This window comes from Streptomyces sp. NPDC058683 (assembly GCF_042716195.1).
Classification (GTDB): Bacteria; Actinomycetota; Actinomycetes; order Streptomycetales; family Streptomycetaceae; genus Streptomyces.
Genome location: NZ_JBHXSK010000041.1, coordinates 103,908 through 113,437 on the forward strand (window position 1 = coordinate 103,908; position 9,530 = coordinate 113,437).

Genomic DNA, 9,530 nt, shown 5'->3' on the forward strand with positions numbered 1-9,530 from the left:
GCGGCCGGCCAAGGGGCGCGGGGCTGTATGAACACACCGCGGGCCGGACTCCCCAAGGGAGTCCGGCCCGTCGCGTGAGTATCCCAACCCCGCTGTGAAGCGAGCCCTGCCCTAGCGCGCAACCGTCTTCTTGGCGGTGGCCTTGCGAGCCGTCGACTTCTTGGCCGGCGCCTTCTTGGCGGTGACCTTCTTGGCCGGAGCCTTCTTCGCGGCCGTCTTCTTGGCCGTGGCCGTGGCCTTCTTCGCGGTCGCCTTCTTCGCCGTGGTCTTCTTGGCGGCGGCGGCCGTCGTCTTCTTCGCGGCAGCCGTCGTCTTCTTCGCGGTGACCTTCTTCGCGGTGACCTTCTTGGCCGTGCTCTTCTTCGCCACCGCCTTCTTGACCGTCGCCGAAGCACCGCCGGTCAGGCTGCCCTTGGGCGCCTTCTTGACCGCGACCTCACCGCCGCGCGGGAGCTTCTTCGAGCCGCTCACCAGGTCCTTGAAGCCCTGACCGGCACGGAAGCGCGGTACGGAGGTCTTCTTGACCCGAACCCGCTCGCCCGTCTGGGGGTTGCGGGCGTAACGGGCCGGACGGTCCACCTTCTCGAAGGACCCGAAGCCCGTGACCGAGACCCGGTCACCCGCGACGGTCGCGCGGACGATGGCATCCAGAACCGCGTCGACCGCTTCGGCGGCCTGCTGGCGGCCGCCCATCTTGTCGGCAATCGCTTCTACGAGCTGCGCCTTGTTCACGTCTTCCCCTTCGGAGACATCGCCAGAACGAAAGTGTTCAAGCTTTTTCGCACGTTAGGCAGATATATACCGCAAATCAAACACGAAACGGGCTTATCACCCTTGTGCCGCAACGGATTCGGTCGTCCAGGACGGTCCAGTCAGCGTTCCTCTTCGGGGAATCGACCCACGTCAAGGTCCGCATTGAACCGTTCCAGCCGCCTTGCCGCGTCGGCGAGGTCGTGCTTGGCCGCGGCCGTAATGACCAGCAGCTTCCGGGTCAGCGCCATCCGTACGCCCTCCGGGACTTGCAGTGCGCGCACTCTTGTGTGCGCTTCCTTCAGTTGGCCCGCGACCGCCGCATAGAGCTGGAGTTGGCCGTCGTGTTCCATGCACAGATTGTGCCATCTGGGGCGAGTTGTCGCCTGCGCAGGGGGCAACTGCCGCCTCAAATGGCCTTCCGAGCACTTGCGGAAGCCGCGGACACAGCACTCACGTACCCACACAACATCCGTCCTAACGTGGGAAGTTGGCAAGACCTGCGACAACGCGAGCGTCCGTTCGGGTGCAGACATGGCTGTACCCCCAATCGTGGCGATCGGGGGTACAGGCGGGGTGTGGCGGTGGCTGAAACCAGCCGTATTCAGATGTGGTCGATCAGGCCGGAAGCGGGCTCCGGATCAGGCCTGGAGCGTCCGCGGCTTGTACGACGGCCGCTTGGTCTCGTACGCGGCGATGTCGGCCTCGTTCTGGAGGGTGATGGAGATGTCGTCCAGCCCGTTCAGCAGCCGCCAGCGGGAGTTCTCGTCCAGCTCGAAGGAGGCGGTGACGCCCTCGGCGCGCACCTCGCGGCTCTCCAGGTCGACGGTGATCTCGGCCTGCGGGTCGTTCTCGGTGAGCTCCTGCAGCGCCTCCACGATCTTCTGCTCCAGAACCACCGTGAGCAGGCCGTTCTTCAGCGAGTTGCCCCGGAAGATGTCGGCGAAGCGGGACGAGATGACGGTCTTGAAGCCGTAGTTCTGCAGCGCCCAGACGGCGTGCTCACGGGAGGAGCCGGTGCCGAAGTCCGGGCCCGCGACCAGGACGGTCGCCCCCTGCCGCTCGGGCCGGTTGAGCACGAACTCGGGATCTTTGCGCCAGGCCTCGAACAGCCCGTCCTCGAAACCGTCCCTGGTGACCTTCTTGAGCCAGTGAGCAGGGATGATCTGGTCGGTGTCGACGTTGGAGCGGCGCAGCGGGACGGCCCGGCCGGTGTGCGTGGTGAATGCTTCCATGGCTGATCAGACTCCAGCGGGCGTACGAACGTCGGCGTCGGACAGGTCGGCGGGCGAGGCCAGGTGGCCCAGGACGGCGGTGGCGGCCGCGACCTGCGGCGACACCAGGTGGGTACGGCCGCCCTTGCCCTGCCGGCCCTCGAAGTTGCGGTTGGAGGTGGACGCGGAGCGCTCCCCCGGGGCCAGCTGGTCCGGGTTCATACCCAGGCACATCGAGCAGCCCGCGTGCCGCCATTCGGCGCCGGCGTCCTTGAAGACGACGTCCAGGCCCTCGGAGACGGCCTGCAGACCGACCCGCGCGGAGCCGGGGACGACCAGCATCCGTACGCCGTCGGCGACTTTGCGGCCCTCGACGATCGCGGCGGCGGCGCGCAGGTCCTCGATCCGCCCGTTGGTGCAGGAACCTACGAAGACGGTGTCCACCTTGATGGAGCGCAGCGACTGGCCGGCCTCCAACCCCATGTACTCCAGGGCCTTTTCGGCGGCGAGGCGCTCCGAAGCGTCTTCGTACGAAGCCGGGTCGGGGACCTGTGCCGAAAGCGGTGCGCCCTGGCCGGGGTTGGTGCCCCAGGTGACGAACGGCGAGAGGGCGGCGGCGTCGATGTGCACCTCGGCGTCGAAGACCGCGTCCTCGTCCGTCCGCAGGGTCTTCCAGTACTCGACCGCCGCGTCCCAGTCGACGCCCTCGGGGGCGTGGGCGCGGCCCTTGATGTACGCGAAGGTGGTCTCGTCGGGGGCGATCATGCCCGCACGGGCACCGGCCTCGATCGACATGTTGCAGATGGTCATGCGGGCCTCCATCGAGAGCTTCTCGATGGCGGAGCCGCGGTATTCCAGGATGTAGCCCTGGCCGCCGCCGGTACCGATCTTCGCGATGATCGCCAGGATCAGGTCCTTGGCGGTGACGCCCTCGGGCAGCTCGCCGTCGACCGTGATGGCCATGGTCTTCGGGCGGGCCAGCGGCAGCGTCTGGGTGGCCAGCACATGCTCCACCTGGGAGGTGCCGATACCGAACGCGAGCGCGCCGAAGGCGCCGTGCGTGGAGGTGTGCGAGTCACCGCAGACGACGGTCGTGCCGGGCTGGGTCAGACCCAGCTGCGGGCCGACGACGTGCACGACACCCTGCTCGATGTCGCCCAGCGGGTGCAGCCGGACGCCGAACTCGGCGCAGTTCTTGCGCAGCGTCTCCAGCTGGACACGGGAGACCGGGTCGGCGATGGGCTTGTCGATGTCGAGGGTGGGGGTGTTGTGGTCCTCGGTCGCGATGGTGAGGTCGAGGCGGCGCACCTGGCGGCCGTTCTGGCGCAGACCGTCGAAGGCCTGCGGGCTGGTCACCTCGTGCAGCAGGTGCAGATCGATGAAGAGGAGGTCGGGCTCGCCCTCGGCGCGCCGGACGACGTGGTCGTCCCAGACCTTCTCCGCGAGTGTCCTACCCATCGCTTTCCCTCCGGCCGGCAGACGTGCACCGGCCCAACTAGAGATCTTGAGGTAGCGGCTGCCCGTTCTCGGGCCCCTGAAGTCGTGGTTCCGGGCGTCCGCCGCCGGGCCCGTTGGTCCGCGGGCCACTGTGTCTCTCCAGAGTGGCGCGTTCCATCGAAAATTGAACTTGCGTTTCACAGAGTGAGACGTGAGTATCGTTGCATGGACAACAGTAGCGGCGTCGGCGTTCTGGACAAGGCGGCCCTTGTCCTGAGCGCTCTGGAGTCCGGTCCGGCCACCCTCGCGGGTCTGGTCGGGGCCACCGGACTGGCACGACCCACGGCTCACCGGCTGGCCGTGGCTCTGGAACACCACCGCATGGTGGCACGCGACATGCAGGGCCGTTTCATTCTCGGTCCGCGACTCGCGGAACTGGCCGCGGCGGCCGGCGAGGACCGCCTGCTCGCGACGGCGGGCCCGGTGCTCACGCACCTCCGGGACATCACCGGCGAGAGCGCGCAGCTCTATCGCCGCCAGGGCGACATGAGGATCTGTGTGGCCGCGGCGGAACGCCTGTCCGGTCTTCGGGACACGGTTCCGGTCGGCTCGACGCTGACGATGAAGGCGGGTTCCTCCGCGCAGATCCTGATGGCCTGGGAGGAGCCGGAGCGCCTGCACCGCGGCCTCCAGGGCGCGCGCTTCACGGCGACCGCGCTGTCGGGCGTCCGCCGTCGCGGGTGGGCCCAGTCCATCGGCGAGCGCGAGCCGGGGGTCGCGTCGGTGTCGGCGCCGGTGCGGGGGCCCTCCAACCGCGTGGTGGCGGCGGTGTCCGTTTCCGGACCGATCGAGCGGCTGACCCGCCACCCGGGCCGCATGCACGCCCAGGCGGTCATCGACGCGGCGGGCCGGCTGTCGGAGGCCCTGCGCCGCACGGGCTGACACTCCCATGGGAAGGGGCCGGCCTCAACGCCGCGGCAGGCCCTTTCTCAGGGGGTGAGACTTTTCCGGACGGGGACTGGCCCCTTACGGGGCGCTCTTGCCGGCGCTCCTATGAGCGAACCGGTCCTTCGCGTACCGTCCCCGCTGCTCCACCGGCACCACCCCGCTCGCCGCGCCCAGGCCGAAGCGAGGCATGTCGAAGTAGATCGACTCGTAGGAACCCTCGGGTGCCACATACGCCTCGTGCCACAGTCCCACGTGCCCGTGGAGCTTCCCCGCGCGCTCCTTGCGGTTCACGATGCCCCACGCCTTGTGGTGGAACAGGTCGGGCGAGCTCGCGTACGCGTACAGCTTCTCCTTCGACTCCCAGTACTGGACGACGTAGTACGTCCGCGGCGAGGCCGTCAGCAGGACGCGCCCCAGCAGCCCTCGGCCGGGGTCCCGTTCGAGCTCCCGCAGCATGCGGAACATCGACAGCGCGACCGGCAGCCACTGGTGGACCGCCCAGAAGTGATTGACGCGCATGCCGATCAGCAGGACCACCGCGTCACCCTCACGTGCCGCGGTCGTACGGCCCGGAATCGGTTTGGCGAACATGACGACACCCCCGGATCCTCATCGGATAGCAGCACTATCCTTCTCTTGGATGCTTGGATAGTGGCACTTACCAAGGAAGGGCGCAAGACATGCGGCTTGCCCGGCTGAGCGAGCGCAGCGGTGTGTCCGCCGCGACGATCAAGTACTACCTGCGCGAAGGCCTGTTGCCGCCGGGCCGCCAGGTCAACGCCACCACCGCGGAATACGACGAGGAGCATCTGCGCCGGCTCCGCCTGGTCCGCGCGATGATCCAGGTCGGCCGGATCCCCGTCGCGACGGTCCGCGAGGTGCTCGGGCATGTCGACGACGGCTCGCTGGGCCGCACGATCAGGGTGGGCGCCGCGCTGTGGGCGCTGCCGCAGGTCCCGGAGCCGGACGACGAGGACGAGTTCGTGCGGAGCGCGCACCAGGAGGTCGGCGCGCTGCTGGACGTCCTCGGCTGGGAGAACGCCAAGCAGCTCACGACCATCTCCCCCGCGTACCGCCAGCTGGTGGTCGCGGTGGCCGCGTTCCGCCGGCTCGGTTACGACTGGGACGCCGAACTCCTCGTGTCGCACGCGAAGTTGATGCATCAGGCGGCGATCACCGACCTGGACTTCCTGGAGACGCATCCGTCGGAGGAGGAGAAGGTGGAGGTCGCGGTGGCCAGCGCGGTCCTGGTGGAGCCGATGCTCCAGGCGCTGCACCGGCTGGCCCAGGAGGAGGAGACGGCCCGCCGCTACGGCTTCGAGTGAGCCGCACGACATACGGCGGCACGACGAAGGCCCCTCACCGAAGTGAGGGGCCTCGCTTTTCCCTGTACCCCCGACCGGATTCGAACCGGCGCTACCGCCTTGAGAGGGCGGCGTGCTAGGCCGCTACACAACGGGGGCGTGGATCTTACGTTTCCGCAGATCCGAGCTGGTCTACCTGGACTCGAACCAAGACTAACTGAACCAGAATCAGTCGTGCTGCCAATTACACCATAGACCAATGATGGTTTAGACCAGTTCGTACCCCCGACCGGATTCGAACCGGCGCTACCGCCTTGAGAGGGCGGCGTGCTAGGCCGCTACACAACGGGGGCCCTAGCGATCCTTCGATCACCGTACCCCCGACCGGATTCGAACCGGCGCTACTGCCTTGAGAGGGCAGCGTGCTAGGCCGCTACACAACGGGGGCTTGCGGATGTGATCCGCACCTGCAGATGAGCTCTGCGAGCTGGCCTACCTGGACTCGAACCAAGACTAACTGAACCAGAATCAGTCGTGCTGCCAATTACACCATAGGCCACTGGAACGCAAGCCCCTGAGGGGATCTTGTTCTAGTTTCGCGCCTCCGGTTCCGGCCTTTCGGCCCGCTCCCCGGCGGCGCAGGAAGAACATTACCTGAAGGTGGACGGGGCTCCAAAACGGGTATCGGCGCGGAGGATCGCGGGAAGTTCGGCGAGGGACGCGATCCGGTGCGGACCGGCGGACGCGTCGCCCCTGGCCGACAGCCCGTGGCGGTCGATCCACACCGACAGCAGCCCGGCGTCGGCGGCACCGCGCCCGTCGATCTCCGGGTGGTCACCGACGTACGCGACCTCGTGCGGGGCGAGTTCGAGCGCCGCGCAGGCCGCCAGGAAGGCGCCGGCCGCGGGCTTGGAGACGCCCAGCTCGGCGGCGCAGAGGATGGCCTCGAAGCGGTCGTGGACACCGAGCGTGCGCAGCTTGTGGTCCTGGACGTGGAGGCTGGAGTTGGACAGCACGGCGTGTCGGTGGCTGGTCGCGAGCGCGTCCAGGGCGGGCAGGACGTCCGGGAAGAGGGCCCAGACGGCCTCATAGTGCGTTCGGTACCGGCGAAACCAGTCGTCGGCCTCGGCGTCGGTCAGCTCCGCCTCCAGGAACACCCGTACCCGTTCGCGCCGCTGGTCCTCGAAGGAGAGCCCGCCCGCCGCGAACCGCGCCCACTGCTGGTCGGTGACCTCCCGCCACCGCACCAGCGCCGCCTCCGCGCTCTCCCAGCGCGCGAGCAGCCCCTCCGCCACCAGATGCGCCCGCATGCCCTCGCGGTCGGCACTCGTGTAGTCGAAGAGAGTGTCGTCCACGTCCCAGACCACGGCCCTGATCGTCATGACACCGACCGTACTCCGCGGGCGCCGTCAGCCCAGGGTCGTCGTGCCGGTCAGGGTCAGGGTCCGGCCCTGGCCGTCGCGGGGACGGGCGGTGAGCTTCCAGGTGTACCTGCCGGTCGCGGCGGCGGCGCCGCTGTCGGTGGTGCCGTCCCAGGCCGGGCGTACGGCCGCGCCCGTGGAGGTGCCGGTCAGGGTGCGCCGGACCGTGCCCGAGGGGGTGGCGAGGGTCAGGGTCCAGGTGGACGGCTTGTTCAGCTGCCACACCGGGGACCAGGGCGCCGACCTGGTGATGACGGACGGCGAGTAGACCTGCGCGTCCATCTGGGCGAGCGGCGAGGTGGGCACGCGGCTGGGGACGATCCACACCTCGTCGTAATAGCCGAGGTAGGCGATCTGGCCGCCGAACCGGTCCACGGCCCAACGGCCGTTGCTGGTGCCGGTGTTCTGGTCGGTCGTGGGCAGCACCGCCACGACGCCGGTCTTCGCGGTACCGGTGTGGACGTCGGTGAGCAGCAGTTGGTGGGTGGTCCGGTTCTCGCGCACCAGGAAGCCGTCGCCGAGGCGGGCCGGGGAGGGGCCGGCGGGGACCGGAATGTTCCGCTTGGCCGCCCGGTCGTAGACCCCGGCCGGGCCGGATGCGCCGCAGCTCCAGTAGAGGCGGCTGTTGACGGCCTGGATGTCGGTGGGGACGCACCGGGAGCCGGTGGTGACCGTGGTCGTGGTCTCACCGGTCTTCAGGTCGTGGCCGGTGATCGACCCCTTGGTGCTGCCGGGCGTCCACAGGACCTGGCCCCACAGGGCCGCCGTGGTGCGGTTCCGGCTCTGCAGGATCTTGCCGGCCGTGGCGCCGCGCGGGAAGTCGACGATCTTCTGGACGCCGGGCGTACCGCCGTTGTAAAGGACGTAGCGGCCGGTGCCGCCGGCGATGCGGCCCCGGGAGTCGCCGGTCTGCACGTTCTGCAGGGAGGCGGTGTCGAGGCCGGTCTCGATCACGTACTCCCGGCCGGAGGAGTCGGTGAACAGGTGGGTGACGTGCCCGTCGCCGAGGGCCTCCAGCTGGGGACAGGCGGCGTCGCCCGTGAGGCAGGTCGGGTCGGCCAGGGCGGGGCTGCGGCGGGTCTGGGGTCCGACCGGCGCGCCGACGGCGTTGAGCGCGAAGCTGGAGATCGTGTGGCCGTTGCCCTGCCTGCCGTCCAGGAACAGCTCGCCGCCGGCCATGGCCAGCCCCTCGGCCCGGATCGGGGCGGCCGGGACCTGGGCCACCTTCTTCGTGGCGGTTCCGCCGTCCGCGGTGGGGGTGATGCGGTGGACGTTCCAGTCGAAGCTGGAGGTGCCGGCGGTGGCGAGCGCGCCGCCGTCCGGGGTCGGGCCCATTCCTCGGGAGGAGTTCGCGAGGACGGTGCGGGTCTCGCCGGTGGTCAGCGAGCGGGCCATCAGCGCGGGCTGGGTGCCACCGTTGACGAACGCCGGGTTGCCGGTGAGGAGCTGGTCACCGACGACGGCCACCAGCTCGGCGCCCCAGGGCGTCATACCGGTGGGCTGGGTGCCCGGGTCCGCGTCGACACGGATGTACCTCCAGTCGGCGACCAGCCAGCGGTCGTTGAAGCGGACCGGCGGTTCGGCGGTCACTCCCGTGACGTAGGTGCGGAAGGTGCCGTCGCTCAGGTCCACGAGGCCGACGGAGGTGGTGCCGTCCAGGGTGTAGACGATCGCGGCGCGGCGGACCGAGCCGCCCGGGAGGTAACCGGTGGGCCGGGCGCCCGCGGGGAGTCCGGTCACGGGGAGGTCGGTGGTGGAGCCGTCGGCCGCGGCGCGCAGGACGTGCGGGGTGCCGGAGGTGTCCTGGGTGAGCACGCTCCAGCCGGACGTGGCCTTGTAGGTCTGGCCCGCCGGGATGGTGACGGTGGCCGTCACGCCGGTGGAACGGTGCTGCTGCGTCACCTTGGCACCCTCGTCCCAGGTGCTCACCACGTCGGTGCCGGTGGCCAGGTCGTCCGGGCCGGCGTGCGCGGGCGGGACGAAGTCCGGGTAGTCCACCCAGGTGCCGGGGCCGACGGAGGTCCGGGGTTCCCATTGGAACCCGGACGCCCCCGCCCACATGTAGTACACGTAGGTCGGCTCCCACGACCTGAGCGTGACGTACCCGACCGGCGGCGGGACCACGGGCCCGGCCGACGCTGGCGAGGTCGCTCCGACGCAGGTCAGAGCCACCACTCCGGCGACGACGGCCGTGGCCAGCCTGCGCGAACGGATCTCTGCGTGCCGTGAACGGGTCACGTCCCCCACCCCCTGCTACCGGGTGCGCCTGCACATCATGCGCACAGGAGACATCCAAGATCCGCTCAGGAAGCGGGACTTGGCCGTAGGGGTTAACTCTCGGAGACGGCTCGGGGTCGCGTGAGGGGCGGCGCCCGGAAGCGGCCGGGGGCGCCCCGCCATTTGTCCCGGGGGGTTGAACGGGAGCCCCGCGGACGCCCCCGCGGAAGAAGGCCGGG

Annotated in this window: 9 protein-coding genes and 5 tRNA genes; 2 read left to right on the forward strand and 12 right to left on the reverse strand. The window is 69.7% G+C overall.

The window, feature by feature from the left end:
* Positions 1 to 111: 111 nt before the first annotated feature.
* From ACFWXC_RS36880 to leuC, 4 genes are all read right to left on the reverse strand, one after another.
* On the reverse strand, positions 112 to 732 hold the full coding sequence (locus tag ACFWXC_RS36880) for an HU family DNA-binding protein (protein WP_384485727.1): 621 nt from the start codon (positions 730 to 732) through the stop codon (positions 112 to 114).
* Between the two features lie 140 nt (positions 733 to 872).
* Positions 873 to 1,103 carry a hypothetical protein gene (locus ACFWXC_RS36885; protein WP_384485729.1) on the reverse strand — a complete coding sequence of 77 codons (231 nt, stop codon included), beginning with the start codon at positions 1,101 to 1,103 and terminating at the stop codon, positions 873 to 875.
* A gap of 288 nt (positions 1,104 to 1,391) precedes the next feature.
* Positions 1,392 to 1,985 carry a 3-isopropylmalate dehydratase small subunit gene (gene leuD, locus ACFWXC_RS36890; protein ID WP_384485731.1) on the reverse strand — a complete coding sequence of 198 codons (594 nt, stop codon included), beginning with the start codon at positions 1,983 to 1,985 and terminating at the stop codon, positions 1,392 to 1,394.
* Between the two features lie 6 nt (positions 1,986 to 1,991).
* Positions 1,992 to 3,422 carry a 3-isopropylmalate dehydratase large subunit gene (leuC, locus tag ACFWXC_RS36895; protein WP_384485733.1) on the reverse strand — a complete coding sequence of 477 codons (1,431 nt, stop codon included), beginning with the start codon at positions 3,420 to 3,422 and terminating at the stop codon, positions 1,992 to 1,994.
* A gap of 204 nt (positions 3,423 to 3,626) precedes the next feature.
* Between leuC and ndgR the strand changes: the two genes are divergently transcribed.
* A complete protein-coding gene (gene ndgR / locus ACFWXC_RS36900) occupies positions 3,627 to 4,343 on the forward strand; it encodes an IclR family transcriptional regulator NdgR (RefSeq protein ID WP_003993203.1) in 717 nt (238 codons plus the stop codon).
* A gap of 84 nt (positions 4,344 to 4,427) precedes the next feature.
* Here ndgR and ACFWXC_RS36905 read toward each other — a convergent pair whose 3' ends face one another.
* Positions 4,428 to 4,940 carry a DUF4188 domain-containing protein gene (locus ACFWXC_RS36905; RefSeq protein WP_384485735.1) on the reverse strand — a complete coding sequence of 171 codons (513 nt, stop codon included), beginning with the start codon at positions 4,938 to 4,940 and terminating at the stop codon, positions 4,428 to 4,430.
* 89 nt (positions 4,941 to 5,029) lie between these two features.
* Here ACFWXC_RS36905 and ACFWXC_RS36910 point away from each other — a divergent pair, with 89 nt between their 5' ends.
* Positions 5,030 to 5,674 (forward strand): MerR family transcriptional regulator, encoded by a 645-nt coding sequence (locus tag ACFWXC_RS36910; protein ID WP_384485737.1) that lies wholly within the window; start codon positions 5,030 to 5,032, stop codon positions 5,672 to 5,674.
* Positions 5,675 to 5,739: 65 nt separating this feature from the next.
* On the opposite strand, the gene ACFWXC_RS36915 is transcribed toward ACFWXC_RS36910, so the two are convergent.
* The 7 genes from ACFWXC_RS36915 to ACFWXC_RS36945 form a co-directional block, all read right to left on the reverse strand.
* Positions 5,740 to 5,812 (reverse strand) — tRNA-Glu (locus ACFWXC_RS36915).
* Positions 5,813 to 5,840: 28 nt separating this feature from the next.
* Positions 5,841 to 5,912: transfer RNA gene (locus ACFWXC_RS36920), tRNA-Gln, on the reverse strand.
* 21 nt (positions 5,913 to 5,933) lie between these two features.
* A tRNA-Glu gene (locus ACFWXC_RS36925) sits at positions 5,934 to 6,006 on the reverse strand.
* A 22-nt stretch (positions 6,007 to 6,028) separates the two neighbouring features.
* Positions 6,029 to 6,101, reverse strand: a tRNA-Glu gene (locus ACFWXC_RS36930).
* Between the two features lie 39 nt (positions 6,102 to 6,140).
* Positions 6,141 to 6,212, reverse strand: a tRNA-Gln gene (locus ACFWXC_RS36935).
* 91 nt (positions 6,213 to 6,303) lie between these two features.
* Positions 6,304 to 7,035, reverse strand: a complete 732-nt coding sequence (locus ACFWXC_RS36940; RefSeq protein ID WP_384485739.1) for an HAD family hydrolase — start codon at positions 7,033 to 7,035, stop codon at positions 6,304 to 6,306.
* 27 nt (positions 7,036 to 7,062) lie between these two features.
* A complete protein-coding gene (locus tag ACFWXC_RS36945; RefSeq protein WP_384485741.1) occupies positions 7,063 to 9,312 on the reverse strand; it encodes a FlgD immunoglobulin-like domain containing protein in 2,250 nt (749 codons plus the stop codon).
* Positions 9,313 to 9,530: the final 218 nt, after the last annotated feature.